Here is a 22437-nt window from a genome sequence, read left to right on the forward strand (position 1 = left end):
ACTGTGAAATTAGGAAGTCAGCATATGTAATGGGTGGATATTTTGGGGCGCAGATCAGAATGTCCGTGGCTCTAAGTAAGTTGATGTCACAACATCAACCGGAGGGGAATCTAGATGAATATTCGTCACATCAACACAGCAAATCGCGAACTACACCTCATCGATATTGAAAATGAGCTCGGCACAGGTCAGGTCAAATCTGCAGATATTTCTCGCTTTTGCACCTTCTATCTTGAAGCGAACAATGTTCCTGCAGATGCACACATTGTTGTCGCATCAAGCAGTTCCCAGAACCTGCTTGAGTCAGCGTTCGGTTGGCCAGGCGCTCGCACGGTTTGGCTACCAGGACAGGACGGTGCTGACAGGGCATTACTTCAGATTGCCTACGAAGAAAATGTCGAGAAGCGCTATGACAAAGTTGTCATCGCTTCTGGCGACCACATTTTTGCCGAGGCAGCAGAAGCACTGCAAAACTTGGGTGTAAAGGTCAAGGTCTTTGCACGTGCAGTATTTGTGAGCGTGCTTCTTCAATCTGCTTGCAATGATATTGAGCTTTACTCGGCTGAAGACTTCAGTTTGGCAGCATAGAAATTTCTTTCAATTAACACTTAGAAGGACTGTCAAGTAGTCAGTATTGTGAAATACACGCGGGGGGACTGTGGATCTTTATCAGTGGGAAGATATTGGCCGAAATGGCGATTATGTAGGCCCTGAGCTACGCCAGTGGCAAAAGGAAGCACTTTGGCATTGGGAAGAAAACAATAACCATGGTGTTATCGAAGCAATTACTGGCACTGGCAAATCTCTCGTTGGGGTTGCCGCAATCAGGCAAGTTCTTGCAGAAGGCGGTTGCGCACTAGTTTTAGTTCCCACTTCAGCACTTCTAGAACAATGGCATCGTAATTTGGAAAAGGCTCTTCCGAGGGCCCGAATCGGCAAACTCACAGGTGGCAGGCATGACGATTTCAACTCCTACAACGTTCTCGTAAGTACAGTTCAAACTGCCTGCAAGAATCAGCCAAAACCAAAAAGCTTGGCATTACTTGTTGCGGATGAAGCACATAGGTATGGATCGTCCCAGTTCAAAAATGCGCTAAGTAGCAGCTACAACCGCAAACTTGCGCTGTCGGGAACTTATGAAAGACAACAAGATGATGGTGTTGAGCAATACTTGAACCCCTTTTTTGATGGGGTCATCTACACCTATGGCTACGGTCCCGCACTTCGAGACGACGTTGTTGCGCCTTTCAATCTGGCATTAGTAGCTACAGAATTCACACCACATGAACAACATGAATATGACCTTGAAACAGAAAAATGTCGTAAGGCAAAGCGCTATCTCGTTAAGAATTGCTTCTATCCAGCTGAATGGCCAGAGTTCTTTGCGCAGGTGCAAACAAAGATTAAAGACCACTCACGTGACACAGAGTCTTATTACTGCCGTCAGTATGTTGAAGGATTCGCACATCGTCGAAGCATTATGGCTGAGGCATCTGGTAAAGAAGAGCTCCTTGCAGGTATCAGAGATTCCCTCAATGAATCGAGTGGCACTTTGATTTTCACTGAAACAAAAGAGAGTGCCCGAAGGCTGGCATGGATTGCTGCACAAGCAACCACAGCAATGCCTTTGACAGGTGATGATAAGCAACAAGATAGAGAAGCTCGTCTCAAGGAATTTGGTTCCGGAAAGCTGAAAGTCATTTGCACTCCTCGAATACTTGATGAGGGTATCGATGTTCCGGAAGCTGAACTAGCAATCGTGATTGCCGCAAGCAAAAGCAAACGCCAAATGATCCAGCGCATGGGTCGTGTGATTAGGAAGAAGTCTCCACCTAGAGCTGCCAAGATTCTCATAACCTATGTCAAGGGAACTTCAGAAGACCCCATTGACGGTGGTGGGCATGAGGGATTCTTAGCTGAAGTTGAAGAGCATGCCAAACATGTTGAGTATTTGATGGGGAATAACACTGAACTAATTAAGAAATGGATAGAAACAGATTCAACTCTGGAGTTATAAAAGACTGGTTCAGTTAGACCACTGCACCCAGCAATTCAGAGGGGTATCCCTGCCAGCTAATTACCAACTCATCACGGGCTCTGCTTGCTGCCACATACAGCAGTGAGCGTTCGCGGAGTAAAAAGTCATCCAAGTCTTCTGGCGCCGTATTTTGTAGCCCAACCGGGTTTGGAATTGAACCGGCGGACACATCAAAAAGAATGACCCTTGAGAATTCCATTCCCTTCGATTTATACATCGTCATCAAGACAGGTTTCTTAGCGGCAGACTCACCAGGTTCGAGAACGACAGTAGGAACTCCACGATCATTTAGTTGGGCCCGTAATTGATCTCGTTTAGTGTTGGACCGGCACAGCACAGCTATATCTTGCTGCGGAACTCCTCCATCAATCCACGTTTTAATGAGGGCAGCAATTTGCTCGAATTGATCAACTTCTGTTTGTGAAGCAAGGAGCTCTGGAGTGGGTCCGCGTCGAGAAGATTTATATCCGTGCGTTGTCTCTTCAGCCTCTTCACTGTCTAAATACTGGACACCCTCGAGAACCCCGAGTGCAAAGTGAAGGTTCTGTTGGGTTGTTCTGTAGTTGAGAGTGAGACGCTTCGATCGTCCAGTAATCCGGATTCCAAAACGAGAGAGAACTACCTTCTGCCCATAAATTCTCTGATGAGAATCTTCGGCGATGAATAGATCATCCTGCCCTTCGGGGGCGAGTGCCCTTAACAGCTGCCAATGAATTGGGGAAAGGTCTTGGGCCTCATCAACGAGAACTGAATCAGCAACGGAAACTGCTGATCCATTCTGAAGAACTGAAACAGCTACTGCGGAAACTTCGGCAAAATTTATCCTGCCTAGGTGCGACGAAGCCTTCCTGTGAGACTCGATTATTTTCCAAACAAGAGTCCGTTTAGTTCTGTCTAAAGCTACTCCGCGACCCGGCCGGCGAACCTGCAAATACTCATCGAGCTTTGTAATTCGAGCCGGCAGAACTACTTGGAGATACTCGGTTTCATAGAAAGTTGGGCTCTGTAGCTCTGCAGGAAGAACTGTGTCCGAGTCCTCGATCGCTTCTCTCCAGCCCGTTTCGTTTGAAACTAACTTTGACCGAGGCTCCGTGGCTGCTCCAAAAACGTTCTCTGCTGATTTCCAGAAGAGTTCAGGGTTCGAGTCGCGAATTTCAGCGGCTAACTGATCTATACCGCGAACAAGTACCCCTTCTTTACCCAAGGAACTCGCGAGAGAGACGGTTGGGTCAAGGCGCTCTAAATCACGTGTGAGTGCACTTGCAAGAGCCTTAGTGAAGGTCGTCAGAATTATTCTCTTTTTGAAATCGCGGTGATGAAGATTCCGTGCTCTGTGGAGGAGCACAACTGTTTTACCCGTGCCAGCACCGCCAGTGAGACGGAATGGGCCGTTATATGACTTCTCAGCGTAGGAGCGTTGTTCAGGATGAAGGAACACTCTCCATGCTCCGAAATCTCCGCCTTCAATAATGTTTTTGAGTTCCTGATCGTTATCAATGAAAGTGAACTGCATCTTGGAAGCAGGGTGCTCAAATGCAGCAACAAAAGCATCATCACCCGGTTCGGGCTTCTCTCCGATCGCGAGATCTTCACGAATCTTGTCGATCGGTTCGCCAACTGCCAGAGCAAGTGCTGCGTTTACTTGCCACTCGTTCTCAAAAGATTCAGCTAAGGAAAGTAATTCATCCTCACTCGTGGCATGGAGCAATGCTTCAGCAGCAGAGGCATCAAAGCCAAGTGATTCTGTGAGATCCGCATGACTGAAGCCAAATTGCTTCAAGAAAGGCTGGAGAGGCACATCAGAAGTTGGATCTTCAACAATTGGCGTTACGGTTTGAGGGACATAGGAAGGAATACCGGTAGGCGCCGACTCAACAAATTCAGGTATTCCATTAATTGGGTTGACCTGGAGGACAAGCGTTTGAGCGCGACGAATTGCTTCGTCATGTGCCCATGTACCGGCGTAAACATATAGACGCTCTTCACCTGCGCGGTCAATCCGATACAGGACAGCACGAAGTGACTGATCTACTCGACCCGTCCTAGCCTTGGGATCTGCCTGTTGTTGCATCTTTTCAATGTGCAACCCAGGAGTTGTGTCGTCTTCCGCGAGCTTTTGAAGAAAAGTGAGAATTTTTGCCCGCACTGGCCCTTCATGATTCTGGTTTTTAAGCTTGCTCAGCTGAATGTTAGGCATTACTTTTCACTTCCTGCAGAGAGAGCATCCAAAATGTCTTCAGCGTTTGGGCTAACAACCCGCCAACCCAAAGATTGTAAATCTGAAACATCATCAGCAAGTGGCTCGAGGAGAACTGCCACCTTAAATTCGGACCATGCAAGATTGACAGGTATTCCGTCACCGATCTCGAGACCTAATTCAGGAAGGGGAATACCCGCCAACGCTGATAGCTCCACTAACAACGTCTTTTCTGCACTTGATGCATTTTCAAAAAGAGGCGCCCATTGGTTCGGAATATTTTCGCTGGTCGCAGGAAGGGTTATTGGTGAAGTTTTAGGAGAAGTTCCTGAGTCGCTCAACGCAAGAATGTGAGCACCATCTGAAAGTTCACGTGGACTTAATAAGTTTCCAAACTTCAACCATTGCTGCCATGCATCTTTGAAATGCGGAGCAGAAACAGCCTTGATCCGATCATCAAGTATGAGGGCTACTTCGGTTGCAGTGCTACCAGCTTCAGGCCTGTGACGTGACACTACGACGAGTGGTCCGTTGAGTATTGCCCAAGTACTTTTCTCTTCTGATACTTCAACTCCGTCTTTATCGATAAACGATATTGCCTTCGCGATGAGTTCTTCAGTAGATGAAACTGCGGCAAAGTAGTTGGGTTTAGCAACGGTGAGGAAGAAGGGTATCGCAGCGGCGACGCTCTTCCACTTATCCAACGCACTATTGGGATCAGAGATCCAATCCATAAGTTGATCAATTGGATTCGCAACTACATGATCAAGCGCAGCCGGGGAGAGACCTAATAGAGGGACAAAGGGTGCAACCGCAGCGCGATTGAACCAATCAAGAGCTGGCTCTTTTTCACCCTCACTTGCACGGCGAAGATCATCCCAAGTAAGTACGAGAACTTCATAATCCTCGCCCTTGAGATATCTGCGTTTTTTTGCGTCATCAGCAATTCTGTTGATGGCTGGTGAGGCGTGATAGGCATAGCCATCTGTGTATATTGCAAGTGGCTTGACCCCGCCGTTTTGGCTTCGAAGAATAAAGTCAGGACGGGTGATACCGACGTGAACTTGGGGTGCTAGCTCCCAAACAAATTTGTTACCGGGAATTGTGAATTGAATCTTGTTTCCCCAGGGACCAGGAATTTCTTTGAGTGCAGCTCCAAGTTTGGTGATGCGCTCTTTGAAAACTTTCCTGAACCACTGTTCCAGCATGGATTCAGGATCTTGATTACCAGGATCCGTCTCAGTGATTTCCCATTCAGGAAGCTCACCTGATTCGGTAACTCCTAATAGCTTGGCTAAGTGACGCTCTGCCACAGCGCGTGAGACAGAATCTACGCTTCCGCCAGGGGCGAAAGGCAGCAGGCAACGATGGCACGAAGAACGCCCTTCAAATTTGCAGGCGCAATCACGAACAACCTTCCATGCCCTAGAAAGCACGTCGTGGATTTGTTCGGGGCTTGCTAGGTCAGTGAGATAACCTGTGCCGCCAGGCACGGCATCGTGAATCAGAATTGCTGTGTTGTTTTCGCTGCCGTCGGTAAAGACGGGTTCAACGATCGTTGCGAGCCTGAGGTGATCAGGATTACCACCAATGAGTTCCCGGAGCCCGAGTTGTATTGCTGCAGACAAGCTTGGGATTGCGAGTCCATCACCCAGGACAACAGATGGTGGCAACCTCAATACCAGCCCCTGCGTCTTGAGCGTACGAGTCAACGCAAGCTGGACAGTGTGCTCTTCAGCAGCCTCGCGGTTAATGCACCAGGCACGGTGTTCTTTGTAAGAATTGACGTTACCCTTTTGATCCAGCTTTCCGCAGACTTCACAGACTCTAAAAAGAGGTGCACTGTATTCGCCGCCGGAAACAAATCGTGGTGAGCCAAAACCTGCAGTTTTCCCGAGGTTAACCCATCTGATCGTCATATCGTTCAGAAGTTTCGCCCCGAAAGAGGTGCCCTCAACAAACCACTGACGTTCGATTTTGGATTGATCAACATCAGCAGCTATCTGAACGTCAAAATACTCTTTGTGGCGTTCATCTCGGCCGTCACTAATCGCTGATTCTTCCTTGCGGACTTCTGCGGAAACAGTTTCAAGCTCCAAGACATCGAGGATTTGGTTCGCATCAGTAATCCCCTTGCTTCCACATCGAGGACAGTTGGTTTGTAACGCAGCAGCATCTACGGCGACATCTCTAGCAAAACCACATGAGGGACAGAAGTTCCACTTCTGAACCTTGGCTCCACCGTTGCCCAAATCAACCGCATCGATTTCAATCTCGACACCTTGGGCATAGAAAGTTGCGCCAGGTGCGAGTTCGCGAATAGCAATGCCTGCAGAACGGTCATAGGAAGTGTTGCTATAGACCGTTTCATTGGTGTCAGGATCAGTCCAGCTCAAACCAACATCTAAGCGGACATTGTCGTCAAGAAGCGTGTAGTTGGGCAGAACACCAAAGCGCTCCAATGAACTGATCCAGAATTCAGAGTTCAGAACATCTTGTTGGTGAACTACCAGTTTGTAGGAAGCGTTTGCGCTCTTTAATGCTGATTTATCGTCATCAGTTGCTAGGGGGTGCTCTGCCTTGACTTTGAGTTCATCTAATGAATCACTAATGATCTTTTTGCGAATCTTGAGGGTTTCTCCCTCTGCCGTCCAATGTTGAGAAGCAGAAATAAGTGAGATTGCCAACTGACTTGACTGAGTTCCAGCAGTCGGCTCTGCCCATGCGATAAGGGAATCCTTAGATTCTTCTGAAAGCCCATCAAAACCATCGAGGAAAGCTTGGACAGTACCCTCGACATCGGACTCAACAGTGTCAATCACCAACCCAATAAATGAGTCGGATTCTGTACTCGCCAGAACATCTCGAGCCTCTTGGAACTTGTCGTTCTTTCCCTCGAAGGCCATTCGGTCGACTACGGATGCAATGAATTGTCGCTGAAGGATCTCATTTGCGTTGATGTAGGTAGCCGGTGGGCGAACTTCGCCGTTAATGACAGAGAGAGGATCCCCAAGCTTGGGCAACTGTTCCCCGCGGCCAAGAACATATGCCAGAGAAAGTGAGTTACCTGTCAAACGTCCTGCACGACCCACGCGTTGGAGGTATGAAGAAACATTCTTAGGCAATCCAGCCAAAAAGACCGTGGAGAGGTCACCGATATCAATACCCATTTCGAGGGTGGGTGTAGCAACCAGAACGTTCGGCGCATCAGGTGACTCGATCGATTGCTTAAAGCCGTTTTCATATTCAAGGCGCAGTTTGTCTTCTAAAAGACCCGTGTGTTCTCGCGCGACAACGCGGCGAATCTGTCCATCGTTATACAGGGTCCGGTAATAGTTATCTGGCTCACCTGGTGCGCGCAGAAGAGTTCCGGTACAACGCACACTCGTGCAGGGTGAGTTTTCTAATTCATCTACAACCTGCTCAGTTCCAGGTACTGGACTCTGACAGGTGTCACACACAAGTAGGTTTTTACCGGCTAGTAAAGCCTGGTCAGAAATCTCTCTGACTACCACACGGCTAGGGCTGATTTGATATGTGATCGCTCCTGCATTCCCAGCAGCACCAATCGTGACGGATGATATGACGTCACGCTTTTCTAGTTCCTCAAGCAATTGACGTGTGAGCTTTGCTCCATCAGCTGGAGTCACCCCAAGATTCTTGGAAGCCCATTTCGCATACCAACCCTTAGAAGAACCAGCAGGGTCAAGGCCTGACTCCCGAGAGCCAGCAGGGGCAGAACCAAATCGTGGGTTACCCGGTGCATCACGACCAAACGGGAATGCAGGCATCCCGACTGATCGTGGCCGACCTCCGGAAATCCACCAGCGTTCACCATTATTGGAAAGGTATTTGTTGAACCATTCGTGTTCAATGGAACCTCGAACGCGCATGTGTTCTAAAACACCGCGGACCCAGTGGACGAGAACATCAGCATCAACCTTGCCATCCGAACCAAGATGTCCGGCAGTTTCAAAGTCCTTTACAGCTGCCCGGCCAAATGATTCCAAGCTTGATTTAGCGCCGGCATCTACCTGAGCTGCAGCACTACCTGTGAGTTCAAGCGTTCTACCAAGTCTGGATTGCAGGCCGAACTCCATGGCCAAATCAAACTGGATACGGCGCTTAACTCTGCGAAGAACAGGGGCAGGAACTGGCTTCCCTGTTTTGGTTTCCCAATAAGGTTTGAATTCAGGCCGCTCAACGATTTCGGGAGCAAGCAAACGATATCTACGGAATGGATCGTTGGCGTTAGCAAGAATGACTTCTGCCAAATCTTCAATGGAGATCTCGCCGCGAGGGATAGCTTCGCGTATCGCGTTTCTCAGACTGAAAACATGTGAACGACTCTGAATGAAACCCGCTCGGTGAGCTGCGTCCTGAACACTATCGGTGAAGACAAGAGCCTTCTTTTCCTCGCTGTTCAAGTTCGGATCAGAGAATATTGTCGTAGTGCTTACGGAGAGCATGGTGGCAATTGCACTACCGAGGAATCTAATGCCGTCTGATTGCTGACAGTTGGGGCACAGATCCTTCTGTGACTGGTCGTCAGCATCTTGACCAGCCAGGGTAAGGACAGGAAGTGAACCATCTTCCAGGCCTTCTACAGTGTCAAATGTCAGTGCTTGAATACTGCGCTGTGCAACATTGAATAAATGCATTCCCTCAGTCGGAGGTTTGCCGGATGCTAAGTCCTGTTTGTGGCGATCAAACTCAATGGGGGCATAAATAAGTGCTCTGAAACGGCCTTCTTTAGTTGCTTTATGGCGGCGAATATCAGTGTCTGAATTATCGAGGTCGAATCCCGCAGGAGCGAGTTGAATTCCCCAACCGCTGCGACCACAGTGGCGGCAATAAATAGCAGGGAAGGTTGCCGCATTGAGGGCTTCTCCTTCTTCTGCATCACCGCTGAAAGAGATTCCCCCATCATCAGCCCAACGAAATGTGACTTCAGAAGTTGCAGTTCTATCTATTCGGTTGAGCGCCCTCACCCAAAGATGGAAATCAACGGTGATCGCTTCTCTACCCTTGATTGCTCGGATGTGGCTCATTGCAGCTAGTACTGAGACCAAGAATGTCATGCGAAGCGCATCACGTTGCTCATAACTCTGGTCCACAGCGAGACCTGCAGGGAACAACCCTTCTGCTAAATCAGTCAAGCTGACGGCTTCTTCAGCGCGCAGAATGAGCTGCTGAATGAACGGGTGCGCTTTGGCAAGCAAGAGAAGGGTTGAAGGAGCACCGGACGTCACAAGTTCGACAACTTCTGGTGTGTTCCCATACAAGGCAGAAAGAACGATGCTGGTCAGTTCTTCTGAATCTCTAATCTGGCCGAAAGGGCCAGCCACAGCCTCAGTCAATATGCGGATGAGTGAGGCGTCTACCAACTGCGGCGTAACGCCTAATTCACTGACGCTTTGGAGGGCTTCCCCCACCCAGTCCTCAAGTGATTCACGGGTCTCCGTGATCACGCTTTCGGAATCAAAAGTTTCACCAAAAACAGTCTCCGCGAAAGAGATCATGACCGAAGGGTCACCCTTGTCACCCAGGGTTGCAGAAGTAGCAACAGGGGTAATCATTCCAAGTGGACGAGCCCGCATCTCTTCGGTGATGAGATCAGACTCGTCTGGCCAATAGCGCTTGAGTGCTAGACCAAGGCGACGCAGCAGCATTGCCACGTCAGTACCTTGAGCACCGTCATACGAGTGGAATTCATCCACGACGAGGTATTGAAGGCTCGTTGCACTTTGCTTCCAGATCTTTTGATCAGCAGGGCGCAGCAACATCCGGTCTAACATTTTGTAGTTGGTGAGGAGAATATCTGGTGGATCGACTCGGATTGCATCACGATCTGTGATCAAACCATCTGCGGTGACCTTGGTGCGATTTGCACCCTTCTCACCGATAAATACACCAGCACGAACCCCACCTAGTTCTTTAGAGTTCGTAATCAGCTCAGAAAGACGACGTGACTGGTCATTGACCAGAGCATTCATGGGGTACAAAATCAGGGCTTTGACTCCCCCAACACCTGCTTTCTTGGCACGTAAGACGTGATCAAGAATGGGGTAAAGAAAGGCTTCAGTCTTACCTGAACCAGTACCGGTGGTTACAAGGGTGGGCAGAGGTCTAGTTTTATCTTCACTCAAATTGTGGCTGCTGAGACGCTTGAAGGCCTCAGCTTGGTGCCCATATGGAGGGAAACCTTCGTACCAGTCGAGAGTGTCTCTCCAACCGGTTTCGGCTGCTTTAAACGGAAGGCGAAGTCGGACATAGGGTCCTTTGAAAATACCATCGGTTGGATTCTTTAGGAAAGAATCCAGGGCTTCACGGGCATCAGGGTCTGCTAGTGCGAAAGTTGTTGAAAGGTAGTCAACAAGACCATCTCGGATGTCAATTGACTGGAGTGACGGAATAAGTTCACTCAAGATTATTGCCCTAACCTGAGAGCGAATTCGTCCCAAACAGCTTGAAAATCCTCAATTCGGTTGAAATTGATAAACGGAAGTTCAAAAGTTTGACTCGTGTTTCCTACTTGTTGATTTAGTGAAATCTGATCGATCTTATCTCCGCGATCACGCCATTCAGAAAGAAGGGAGTTAGGGACAAGTCGTCCATTTAGGTCGTAAAAGTATGTATTTCGGTCATAGTTGGATAGAACCGGGAACTGCGTTCGATAAATAGCACAAAGTTCGTCGCAACTAAGACCGAATAACATTGCCGTCAATACATCTATCTCTAGTAAAAGTTGTCTTCTGTCTGAAGATCTTCTGATTGCAGAGTCTCGTGTCCATTCCGATGAAACTTCTGCGAGTCGAGGGCGGTTGAAATAATCAAGTCCTCCCGCCCATGAATCTGCCAGGTATGCGTCGTCAAAAGCCTCTTCCCAAAGAGGTTTATAGGCACTTGTCAAACAATTTAACCTCAGAACTCTTAGTTGGATTAATTTATTTATTGGGTGGTCAAGCCTGACTGGTAGCCGAGACGCCGTGCCAGAGAGAATGTTTGATTTCGGAACCGAACGGACAAAGAAGTCCGCGATGAGAGTACTCATCTGCCCGGCAACAGCAAGCAAATCAGATAACGGAAACTTTGGAAGCCCCATCGAATAAACGGATAAGACATGTGTCGCTCCAGGCGGAATGATTGCTGGAATTAAGGTCCTTTCCCCCATATTCGCAGCCATATTTCGCCATGCAATTCTGAAATAATTCTGGGAAGGAACACCATCCCAAGTTGGATAGTGCGATTCAAAGGCTTCTTTTGATACCTGTCGTTTATACGAAGTAATAGGAAGCTCTTCTGAATCCAAGTTTTCTAGGTTATTGAGGGACCAATCCTGTTTATTTTTCATACTTGGATTAGGGAACTTATAAAAAGGATTCATTCCGAATAGATGCGGTCCATGGAGTATCGCTTCATCCCAGCTCTCCACTCGCCCCCACGAAACATCAAAGATCCCAGCTTTCTTGTCCGTTGTCTCATTCCAACCTCTACAGAACTGGGCATTTAGACTTGAAATTCGGGGAGTTGCTGCCAACTTTGAAAGGACTTCTGAAATCGAATTGGTGACAGCGTTTACAATCTTCACTTGGGTTGCTGGCTCATCGGTTCCAAGAATTGATTTCCATATGCCAAGAGTCGATTCGTCAACCCTCTGAATCCTCGAAGCATGCGGCCTCAAATCCCATTTGCCTTCATCATTCTTAAGCCCCGGTTCTGGACCAGAACCATCGTGAACCAGTGACCTAACAACTGTCTCTGGGTGGTACAACGAAACAGCATGGAGAAACTCAATTTCAGGCTTTGCTGTCCCGTATACGTGCACCCCGTAAGCTCGCGTAACCCCGATCTCAAAAAGTCCCAAAGCGTTTTCGAACTGCCAATGTCGACGTAATCGTCGGTAAGTATTTTTTCTTAAGAAGCCCCCGTTGTCATCTGTAAAATGTGTGTCTGGGTGGATCAGTGCAACAATCCCAGTTTGGGCAGAGTGCTCCCAAGTTCTTTGCATAAAACAGCGATATAGATCCGGTGTTAAGCCGGATAAAAGTTCATAGTTGGCAGCTGCTGAAAGAAAGGATGCAGTGCAAAATTGATCTTGAATTCCAGAGCTGACCAACTCGAAAACCGACGGTATAGCTAAACAATATTGTCGCCGAATGGTTTCTTCAGCTTTTGTCGATTTAGCTTTCAACTGCCACCATGGGTCACCTTCTGCAAGGAGCGCCTCAATATCTATCTGGGGACGCACCCAAGGCGGATTACCAATTTGTAAATCGAAGCCGCCCTGAACCATTATGTTTGCGAAATCTAAATCCCAGTGAAAAAATCCCTGTGCCTCAGAGATAGATATAGCCCTAAAAAGCCATTTGTGCCTAGCTAGGAGCTCTGCTCGGTCAACTGCACCAGCAAACGAGAGGTTCAATTCTTCGCGAAGGTTTAAGTCACTCCATGACGCCGCACTAGTGATTTCTTCCTGCTGTTTATTGGCATGTTGCTTTCTTGGCGAGTTTGACTTCCCAAGTACATCGGTCAAGAAGGAAATCCATTCCTCGATATCAGGTGGGAAATCATCAACAGTGTCCGTAGCTTCTAATGGCCAAAACCAGAGCGAACACCAAGCGTCCATAACTAATCGAAGACGTTGATAGGCGCCATCCAAATAATTCAGACGGTCTTGTATTTCGGCCCTGGTAAGGCTTGAAATTTCGTCGTTTGAGTAATTCCCCCAAATTGGAATTGTTCTTCTTACCTGGGTTTCAGCAATATCAAGTCGTAGCACTGTGAATGAATACAGCTCTTTGGTGCGGATTGACAACTGTTGTAAGGAAGTCAATTGAGAAGCAGTCAACTTCGAAGTGATTCGCCTTCTCCACGTCCGCATTTTTGAAATATTCTCGACAACGTCTAGATCGAAATCTTTTATTTCAGCAGAGCTACCCCATCCTGTGGCGGGGAGCAGAAACTGGAAAATACCAGTATCAGAAAAAAGCGCATCGCTGTCAAAAGAATATTCGTATTTACTTGGAGATTTTTGTTTTGATCTATCCTTTACTTCCGCCGTCGAAAAGGTTTGCATGCGCGCCCCTACTAAAGAATTCCCCCGCCGGAGATGCAACCCAAACCAAGGTGCATCAAGGCCATCTGACATGGTCTCTAACCACAGGGTGATCTCAGCAAGCTCGACTGCAGTTGCGTTGAGATCCACACCATAAACATTGTGGAGAGCTATATATGCCTTCACTTTTTGGAGTTCTTGAGGGTAGTCCTCAGGAGCGATCCGCTCTCCAAGTTCATCTTGTCTGCGTCGCAAGTATTCTTCGGCAAGCTGACGGACAGCTTCAATGGCGAACGCACCTGAACCAAGTGCAGGCTCACAGACGGTGAGCTTGAGAATCTCTTCTGCAGTTGTGGTCGTACCGTCCTGATCAAGAAGTTCTTCAAGTGCCTGCGAAACAGTAAAGCGGGTGAGGACTTCTGGCGTGTAATAGGAAGCTGATTGCTGTCGTTCACGCCCAGCGAGGCGGAATACAAAGCTGCCTTGTTCATGGATAACAGGCTGCACTTCACCCGTGATGGGGTTGGTGCGCTTGACGAAGTCCTTAGGGTCAAGACCTTGTGCTCTGTCCGTGGGAACTACCCATGAACCCTTGGAAGCATCACCATCTTTGGCAACTTCATAGAGCGGGGTCTCAGCAAAGAAGCCGGTGTAGGACATGAGGCCTTCATATACGGCACCGAGTTGGTTGATTCCAAGGTCTGCGTAGCTAATGAAGCCGCGGTCTTTACCCTTTTGCTCTTTGGACAGCAGCAAGTGCGTGAGTACCTGCTGGAGTGCTGAGTCGCTGAGCATGACTTCATCAATGAGCAATGTGGCTTTGGGCAGGAAAAGATCTGCTTTGAGCCCGTTGAACACTAAACCTTCAGGTAGTACAGATTCTTCCTCCGAGCTAGGTGCTCCGTGTCCCTTGTCAACCAGGTTGAAAAGCACAGCGAGGGATTGATAGAAGTGTGTTCCGTTTTCAGCCGTCTCCGTTACCAAGGGAACGAGAGTGAGTTCACGAAGACGGTCAAGACTGTAGCCCTCTTCATATTCAGAAGCACCAACTGGAAGAACCTTGAGCTCTGGTGAAGCTTCCGCGAAGAGCAAGAAGAGAATGCGATAGAGGAATCGAAGTGATTGCTTAGCAAGGTTCTGTGCTTCATCGCCAGGCAAGGGGGTTAGACCCGCGCGACGACGGCGCTGAACTACATCGTTGGCGATGATTTCAATCGAAAGACGAACACCTTCACGAAGATCCTGTGACACACCAACAGTGTGCTTGATTGCTTCTTCAAGAACACTGTTCCACCAGATATCACCCTCAGCGTCTGGTCCCAGTGAATCTGAAGAAATGCATGTGAGTGCTCGGTCTACTTCTCCTGCTTTTTTCTGATCATTACGTTGGGCAACAAGCTGAAGATCTACTGCGAGATAACGTCCTTCAGGCCAACGTTCCTTTTCAGCAATGAGCATCCACTTACCAGCGAAGACGAGGGCATAACTTGGTCCCTCTTCTTCGATGAATAGCGTGGAGAGAAGACGTGCAACTGAGTGAATATCGTGATTGTCATTTTCATCTAATGAGAATGGGACAAGAAGAGTCGGCTCATCCTTAAGGAGAAGATCCTCGAGGGCATCAACTGGGCGTGCATCGATAAGAACTAGTGGGGCGCCGTCAACAATTCCTGGAGTGGAAACTCGAGTGACAGGTCCTGTCTTTTCGAGCGTGAATGAACCCCCTACAAACCCCAGCACTTCACGCAAAGGCTGATAAAGCGTTTCTTCGATCTCAAGATCTGAGCTTCCCGGTTGGAGCTCTGCGAGTTGCCCCTCAAGTTGTGCTCGGAACGCACTAAAACGTGAACGAGCTGTGCCGTGGCCATCTGTTTCTAATTCATCCCACTCTTTGCGACGTGCAGCAACGAGTGCCTGAAAAGACTGAGATTTTGCATCTGTCGTGAAGAAATGCTCGCTGAGCCAACCTTCACCAACAATAAAAGCGTCAGAAGCCATGTCTACTCCCCCTGTACTTTCGTCGCTGTTGGCCAGTTCTCGGGAACGACCATAAGAAGTGGCCTCACTAATGTTCGGTGAGGTTTCATTTGTTCAGCTATTTCGCGTTCTTTTTCCACAGTCACACGTCGAGTTTTGAGATCTACTCGTTGGGTAAGGGCATCGGCGCTCTTCTCCCAGTCTGAAACACGAGATGACCACTGTTCAATGTGAGCTTCGATGACGGCACCTGAGGCGTCTTGCAGAGTTGCAGCATTTGATTGGGCGATTGCAACAGCTGGTGCAATCAAAGATTGAAGTGACTCGACTTCTACTGCTCCGCTGTTAATGCTTTTCTTTGAGGTTAATCCCATCGAAGCTAGCGCTTCGCGAGCTGAGGTGTGAACCTCGATCATGCTCATCTTGGTGTCATCAATGTTGGGGAATTCAACAGTCGAATATGCGCTTGCTACTACCTGTCCGCGTTTGTTCGTCAGTGAGGACAAAAGCAGAACAGTTGGCGCCTCAACATTTCCTCGAATGGCAAAGACCTGGTTACGACCCAAGCTGACTAGTGCGCGATCACTCGCCCATTCAAGAATGGGGTGGAGTGGCCCGAGGTAATGAGCTTCTGGCCACAGTGATGTGCTGGCCTTATTGTCACGAGCATCTTTGAGTAACGCTTCACCACGAGTGAAATTAGTTGCCATCTTGAACGTATCAATGACGTTACGTTCCTTGAGGTAGGACTGTGGAAGTACTTCTAAGCGGTGAACAAGATCACGGGAAGGACTCAGTTCAACGATCCCTTGCGCTTCATACTCACGCCAATTCACACCGTTTGCTTCAAGTGAGGCAGCCGGCGTTTCATATGCTTCGAGTAATGCTTCTTTCAGGAAAGCAGCATCAGACTCGAATAAGCCGCTGCCTTCATAGCCATCTAGTTCACCTACATGTGCAGAAGCAACGTCTGGACTTGATTCAACACCGGCTCCTGCAGCAATACTTGCAAGAAGAGCAGTGATGGCATCCTCACTTGCCACGACGTCTTCTACAGACTTCACCACAGAATCTAACTCGGCTTCACCGGCTAATACCTTACGGATTGCCTCTTCTTCAGCCTTGGCATCAAACTTGCCCATGAGAGAAGCAACATCACCGAGTGCTCGGTGTGCTTGTTCTTCGCGTTCCAACAGACGTTCAAGAACCCGAATATCTCCAGCAAATGCTTCATTAGAAGGATCCAGGATCAACGTTGTGATTCGAGGTGGCTTTGATTGGCCGTATCGGTCTATACGACCATTTCTCTGTTCAATTCGAATCAAACTCCACGGAATATCAAAGTGAATGAGCTCGTGACATTGAGAATGAAGGTTGACACCTTCAGAAGCAACGTCACCGGTTACCAAAACCCGAATCGGGGAAGAGGATTGTTTAAAGCTTTCGACCACAGCTTGCTGCTCAACGTCGGTGAGACCACCATGGAGAACTTCGATCTGGTCAGTTTTGAGCTTGAGGTCTTTAGCTATCTTCTCTTTGAGCCAGAGAAGTGTGGGAACACGTTCCGAGAAGATCACTGCCCGCTCGGTGCTGTTTGGGCCGATGCCAATCTGACCTAGATGTTCAATGAGTCGCTCGTATTTTGCAGAGGGCTGTTCCAACGAAGTCAGAGTAAGTGACTCAAGTCGGTGAAGAGCATCCAGCTCATTCTTTTCTGTTGCAACTGAAGAATTCAGCTTCTTTATGCGTTCCCGAACTGAAGCCAAGAGTGCTGCTGGCGACGAGAGGAATGCTTTAGCAAGCGTCCATGGGAATAGCGCCGAATTCGCTCCAGAGTAAGGGGAGTTACCTGCCTTGGGGTGAAGCCAATAATCTGACAGCTCATTAGCTACTGCATCTTCAGCAGCAGAAGGTGTAATTAGGACGTTCAAAGGCTCTTGTCGTTCTGCCCAGTCAGCGCCAACTTCTTGTGCAACTTCAGCACTATGGCGATGGCGACGAATAATCAGTCTCTTTACTTCAGATTCAATGACATCCCCATCGGGGGTAACCGCAGTTGGTTCTAGAAGTCGAATCATTTCGGCGAAAGAAGCCGGATCACCATTGTGGGGTGTTGCACTCGCAAGAATCAAAGCTTCTGTGTTCGCTGCAAGTACACGAGCAAGTTTGTTATTAAGTGTTGCCCCAGTGATGTTGTGTGATTCATCAATAACGACTGCATCCCACTTATGTTTTGCCAGGTAGGAACGGTATTTATCTTGCTTGAGAGTATCGATCGAGATAATTGCACGTTTAAAAAGGCTGAAAGGATTCCTCGTTGCAGGCAGCTTCTGTCGAACTCTCTGTATGCCCACTGAATCAAGACGCACAAAGGGCAATGCAAAACGTGTCCACATTTCATGCTGCATCTGTTCAAGCACATGCTTTGGTGTGACAATCAGAATTCGCTCGCCCCGACCTCGGCGAACTAACTCCGACAAGATCATGCCAATTTCGATGGTCTTACCAAGACCCACTGCGTCAGCGATGAGAATTCGTGGTCGAAGATTTTCAGGGTTGAAAGCTTTTCGCACAGCGCTTCGCTGGTACTGCAATGTGTTTGCCAGCATCTTTGTAGACACCGTTAGTTCGGGGGCACTCAGTGGGATAGGGGCCTTACGAAGAGTCGCTTCAAGCCATAAACGCGCAACATTGTAATTAGATGAAGAGTCGCCAACCACGGTTGCCTGAGAAGGGTCCAACGGAACGATTTCATCAAGATCTTCGTAAAAGGTAGCTGTGGTGTCACGCACAAGTTCTGAAAGTCCTTGAACACGAACTAAAGTTCCAGAAGTCGTCGCTTCTGTGCTTGTCACAAGCCACTCGGCATCGCGCACGACCACTATAGAACCGGGAGCAACGTTCAATGACTTGCTTCTCACCGACTCTGTCATTTAATCCCCACTGATTTCATACAAGTAAACAAAACAACCGCAGACTTGTCATTTTCAAGCCTAATCTGTGACACAGATATTTATTCCCAGAATGGCAGCCGCTACTGACATCCTCACTAATAATTCTTAATTGAGTAAGAAGCCCACTCTGCGACTCTCCACGTAGTGGTTGCTGGGGTGAACTTGAAAGAGTCCGCGAACTCGACTGGGTGCTCTATTTCAAAGGCTTTTCGGTCGAAGTTTTTTGATTCAGTAGTTTTCCACGCCAAGATTCCTTCGATACCTTCAGCTTCGCTTGCTTCGGTCAACAGTTTGGCTTCAAGGAGTTCTTGTTCCCAACCCAATCGCGCATCAATAGACCAATGAGCAAGGTTTGCCTGGTGAAGTCCGATGATATCGTCGCCAATTTTTTCAGGTTCCGTGAGGCCAAATTCTGCATAAATTGAATCAGCTTCAAACTCTGTTGCCTTGACAGTGAATCGTTTGGTCACTGACACCTTAGCTATGCGCTGATATTCCTCATAGAGGGCCTTGTATTTCTTTTTGAGGACAGCAACGTTGAAAGTATTTTTCTCTGCATAGCTTCGACGCTCGAAGAGGTGTTCCCATTTTGGATCACCTTGAGCAAGCTCCTTGAGTTTGGTATCAACAATCTTCTTGTAGTTGGCGACTACTGCTGCTTGTCCAAGTACGTCAGAAAGACGTTGGCTCACTGCAAGTAATTCTTCTGTGGGGGTAAATGCTGGCTTTGAGCCAGGCCCAGAAACTAACTTTGCTGCCTTGAGGATCTCGATCTCTGATTCCAGCTCAGCATTGAGTTCTTCGGCGAGTGCGATTACCTGACTAAGGAGATCACCGGGGAGGTAAAACCACTCACCTGATGAGACGCGGTGGCGAGCGAACTCGTTGTGAAGTCGTGTCTCTAGCTTCTGGACTGCAGGGCTCAGGATGTCTTTGACCGAGGATATTTGGCGCGGGTTACCAGTGCTGTGTTCTTTCTCACGGGCAGCGACATCCTTCTCACCGCGAACAATGCCGATCTTGTAGTAGTCGAACTTCTCGCCGGAGAGGTAGTCCGTCTCCTGCATGATGTAGAGGGTGCCTGGCACATAAGCCTCTTTGGCTTGCTCTACGCCCTCTTCGTTTTCTTCACTCATTGGTAAGTCTCCCCCCTTTTTGTTTCTTCATTCTTCCAGTTAGTCATTGTTTACAACCCCTTCAATACGGAATAAAACTCTTCGTTGTGTTGTGGGTTAGGAAGCGCGGAACGCACTTCTACCCATGCCTGGTCAAAACCAATGCCTTTGTGCAGGATCGAATAGGCAATCGCTGCGGCAGGTGTGCGATTGTGTGCTGCTACGCAGTGCACAACCACTTTCTTTCCTTCAGCTCTGAGTTCAGCAATAGTGTTTGCTACATCGGTGAGGACATAAGCCGTGTCGACATTCTCGCCAGGCTGATCAATGAGCCAGAACTCAATGACTTCCTTACCAGGCACCTGGTCAGTGCCTACCCGACACATCGAGACAACAGCATCAATATCTTCTGGAATAGTCTCCAGCCCAGTGAGTGACGCCATCCACACACCTTCATCGTGAGGGTGCTGAACCCATACGTTCTCTGGAGTGCCTTTCATTACTTCGCTCACAGGCCAACCCGTGATCTCTGAAATGGGTGTGCGATTGACTCGGGCCATGGTCAAGTTGAGAAGGTCTCGGTAGCCAAGCCCAGGCCAGCCATGGACGACCCTGCGCCACTTCGCAGGAATCCGAGAAACTCCAAGATAAGCACCCGCTAGTGAGCCTGCAATCGCAGCTACCGTGTCGGTATCACCGCCACCACGAACAGCGCGCTCCACAATTCCCTCGAAACCTTCACCGGCTTCGATGCCGTGGTAAATCGCTGACCAAGCTCCTTGAAACGCAGAGACAACCCAACCGTTGCTTGTATAGAAGTCCTCGGGTTGTTTCAGCTCAGCTTCCTCGATCCGTGCGCGCCACTTTTCCTTGGCTTTGTCATTGAGCTCTTGGATACCAATACGGATATTCAGTTTGTTAGTCACAATGGCATGGCTAATCGCGTGGGACCACAAGATGCATGCTTCTGCAGCATCTTCTTCCCAGTGGGTGAGCTGAGCTATGCGACGTGCGGTGATGGTCACTGCATGAGGATTGGTTAGGTATGCGTAACCAATCGGTGCGGTTCGCATGAGCGCACCATTTCCGCCACTTCGGTTGCTGCGGTTGTGGTGGGCTTCAGAAGCAGCTCTGGCTGCTTCTTCCGTGGTTTCATTCAAGCTTGAGAGAACCGCACGCGTCTGTGACCCGACATCCTTGGCAGTGGAGGCCCAGGTCTTCCATGCAGCAACTATTCGGCCCAGAGTTTCTTCGTCTCGCAGATCCGCACCATTGGCAATTTCCTGCGCAAGAGGGATAGCCATGCTGGTGTCATCAGTCCATTCACCTGGCTCCCAGTTGAATGGACCGCCACCAACCATGCCAATGGCTGTCTCTTTCGAGATGGGCCCTCCAAATTCATAGGCGGCCCCCAGGGCATCACCACAGGCGAGGCCTACTAGGGTGCCAACGGCACGGTCTGCATGTCCAACAGGGAACTTAATTCCATTCATCGTTTCTCCTTAATGTGTGCCAGTAGTCGGGACCTGGGCTAATTTCGCCAACATTCAACATCCGTCTGGAGGAGCCAGCGTTCAAAGGTGCTGTTGCATAGCGCCGCGTTTCCTCGCTGGGAGCGAATGAGCTGGATCGCATCAGCGGCGGTGTATCCCTCACGAATTAGAACGAGTGCCATGACTAGACCTGAACGGTTTAGTCCTGCCTGGCACCGAACCAATACTCTGTTGCCTGATTTCCACTGGCTATGAGTAATGCGAACAATGTCTCGTAGCGCTTCTACTTCGAAGTCGTTCATGTCGTGATCGTAGAAACCAAATCGCATTTCGTGAACGAACCAGTCCACGGGATTAGCAGAGGCATACAGCGTTGCGACAAAGTCGAAATCTTTTTTTGTTACGCCGCTGTTGCCATTGCCGTAACGGACAACATCAAAATCCTCTGTTCCGCCTTGCCACAGCCCCGGAAGAATTTCACTCCAGAGGGTGGTGGGGTAGTAGACCTCATATGTTGGTGCTTCAAGATGTGCATTGTTCATGATGACTCCTGAGGTTTCGTATTCTTTTCACTTCAGTTGTGGACCGTTTTGGGGTTTGCGTGGGGTTCGGCATCCCCCAACAGTGCCGAACCCCGTGCTGGAATTACACTCCGGCGAGCGCTGGGTGCGCACCGTTGAAGACGGTGGCGTGGACGAGACCCAGCGCAATGCTGAAACTTGATAACGCCAGAGGTCCCACAGGGGTATTGAACTCTTCAGGCTGAGCAAGCTCCTCACCAAATGGAGTGAGCTCGAGGGATCGAGCAAAGTCACGAGCTGCCCAACCTGGTGTGCGTCGATGTGGCGCAGCCATTGATTCGTATCGAGCCGCAGTCACAAGAGCATCCCAGCGTGAGGTGAGACCATCTTCATGGCCGAAGAATTCAGCAGTAGCGATGTAGCCTCCTATGCCAATAATGACTCCACGCTGTCCAGGCAGTGAGCGCAGAGATTCTCCACTTTCCTCGTTGAGGAATTGAGATTCCATGCGATCCATGGATTCAATCAGCGAGTGGCCGGAGACAGGACCCATCTGTTGTTCATGCTGGCGAATGCGATCCCACACATGTCCTTGGACACGTGTGCCAGCATCCCAGCCGGAATAGTCCATCGAGTTCAATCGAGAGTATGTGCGGGTCATGCCGTAGCGAACTCCGATCGGTGCGCGGCGACGGCCACCAACGTGTGCCCCTGCTCCGCTCCAGCGTCCTTCTTCAACACACGCAACTGGAACCTCTCTGCTCTCACCGTGGGCGAGTACCAAGCTTCTGGTGAGTACACGGTTCTGGCGACCACCTTCGAAGATGTCGCCCTCAAGAACAAAGTGTGGGCGGCTTCCGGTGTTGCGGACGGTAAGTGCGTTGACGACCCCGTCTTCGTTGAGTTCGGATACAGCAATGTGCTTGGGCTTCCAGCAATAACCGGAAATAGGAGCTGACTCTAGCCACACAGGAAAGATGGTCATTCCGTGACCGTCATAGAGGCCCTGGCCTACGTGAATTCGTTCGTTCATGGTTCTCTCATTTCTCTCAAAGTTTGGATAATTTGTATTAGCTCACTTGTG

The 22437-nt window shown here is 49.1% G+C and carries 10 protein-coding genes; 2 read left to right on the top strand and 8 right to left on the bottom strand.

Annotation, left to right across the window (positions count from 1 at the left end; translation table 11 throughout):
- Positions 1-114: 114 nt before the first annotated feature.
- Entirely contained in the window at positions 115-588 is a 474-nt protein-coding gene (locus AUMI_RS05900; protein ID WP_096382406.1) for an NYN domain-containing protein, read from the top strand.
- A 70-nt stretch (positions 589-658) separates the two neighbouring features.
- Complete coding sequence (locus tag AUMI_RS05905) at positions 659-2017, top strand: DEAD/DEAH box helicase (RefSeq protein ID WP_096382408.1); 1359 nt, start codon at positions 659-661, stop codon at positions 2015-2017.
- A gap of 13 nt (positions 2018-2030) precedes the next feature.
- Here the strand turns inward: AUMI_RS05905 and AUMI_RS05910 are convergent, their stop codons facing one another.
- The 8 genes from AUMI_RS05910 to AUMI_RS05945 form a co-directional block, all read right to left on the bottom strand.
- Entirely contained in the window at positions 2031-4235 is a 2205-nt protein-coding gene (locus AUMI_RS05910) for a 3'-5' exonuclease (RefSeq protein WP_096382411.1), read from the bottom strand.
- On the bottom strand, positions 4235-10663 hold the full coding sequence (locus AUMI_RS05915) for a DEAD/DEAH box helicase (protein ID WP_096382413.1): 6429 nt from the start codon (positions 10661-10663) through the stop codon (positions 4235-4237). The genes AUMI_RS05910 and AUMI_RS05915 overlap by 1 nt, the downstream gene beginning before the upstream one ends.
- A 2-nt stretch (positions 10664-10665) precedes the next feature.
- On the bottom strand, positions 10666-15291 hold the full coding sequence (locus tag AUMI_RS05920) for an Eco57I restriction-modification methylase domain-containing protein (RefSeq protein WP_096382416.1): 4626 nt from the start codon (positions 15289-15291) through the stop codon (positions 10666-10668).
- Positions 15292-15293: 2 nt separating this feature from the next.
- Entirely contained in the window at positions 15294-18203 is a 2910-nt protein-coding gene (locus AUMI_RS05925) for a helicase-related protein (protein WP_096382419.1), read from the bottom strand.
- Positions 18204-18319: 116 nt separating this feature from the next.
- Positions 18320-19360 (bottom strand): GIY-YIG nuclease family protein, encoded by a 1041-nt coding sequence (locus tag AUMI_RS05930; protein WP_096382421.1) that lies wholly within the window; start codon positions 19358-19360, stop codon positions 18320-18322.
- 50 nt (positions 19361-19410) lie between these two features.
- The gene (locus tag AUMI_RS05935; protein ID WP_096382423.1) at positions 19411-20832 is read right to left on the bottom strand and encodes an ADP-ribosylglycohydrolase family protein; all 1422 of its coding nucleotides are present in this window, start codon (positions 20830-20832) and stop codon (positions 19411-19413) included.
- A 38-nt stretch (positions 20833-20870) separates the two neighbouring features.
- Entirely contained in the window at positions 20871-21374 is a 504-nt protein-coding gene (locus AUMI_RS05940; RefSeq protein ID WP_096382426.1) for a protein-tyrosine phosphatase family protein, read from the bottom strand.
- A 103-nt stretch (positions 21375-21477) separates the two neighbouring features.
- Positions 21478-22386 carry an ARPP-1 family domain-containing protein gene (locus tag AUMI_RS05945; RefSeq protein ID WP_096382428.1) on the bottom strand — a complete coding sequence of 303 codons (909 nt, stop codon included), beginning with the start codon at positions 22384-22386 and terminating at the stop codon, positions 21478-21480.
- Between the last annotated feature and the right edge of the window lie 51 nt (positions 22387-22437).

Source organism: Aurantimicrobium minutum, from assembly GCF_002355535.1.
GTDB lineage: Bacteria > Actinomycetota > Actinomycetes > Actinomycetales > Microbacteriaceae > Aurantimicrobium > Aurantimicrobium minutum.

Excerpts from the sequence above, each read along its gene's own strand:
- AUMI_RS05910 (WP_096382411.1), bottom strand. The coding sequence starts at position 4,235 with ATGCCTAACATTCAGCTGAGCAAGCTTAAAAACCAGAATCATGAAGGG.
- AUMI_RS05900 (WP_096382406.1), top strand. The coding sequence starts at position 115 with ATGAATATTCGTCACATCAACACAGCAAATCGCGAACTACACCTCATC.
- AUMI_RS05920 (WP_096382416.1), bottom strand. The coding sequence starts at position 15,291 with ATGGCTTCTGACGCTTTTATTGTTGGTGAAGGTTGGCTCAGCGAGCAT.
- AUMI_RS05930 (WP_096382421.1), bottom strand. The coding sequence starts at position 19,360 with ATGAGTGAAGAAAACGAAGAGGGCGTAGAGCAAGCCAAAGAGGCTTAT.
- AUMI_RS05945 (WP_096382428.1), bottom strand. The coding sequence starts at position 22,386 with ATGAACGAACGAATTCACGTAGGCCAGGGCCTCTATGACGGTCACGGA.
- AUMI_RS05925 (WP_096382419.1), bottom strand. The coding sequence starts at position 18,203 with ATGACAGAGTCGGTGAGAAGCAAGTCATTGAACGTTGCTCCCGGTTCT.
- AUMI_RS05935 (WP_096382423.1), bottom strand. The coding sequence starts at position 20,832 with ATGAATGGAATTAAGTTCCCTGTTGGACATGCAGACCGTGCCGTTGGC.
- AUMI_RS05940 (WP_096382426.1), bottom strand. The coding sequence starts at position 21,374 with ATGAACAATGCACATCTTGAAGCACCAACATATGAGGTCTACTACCCC.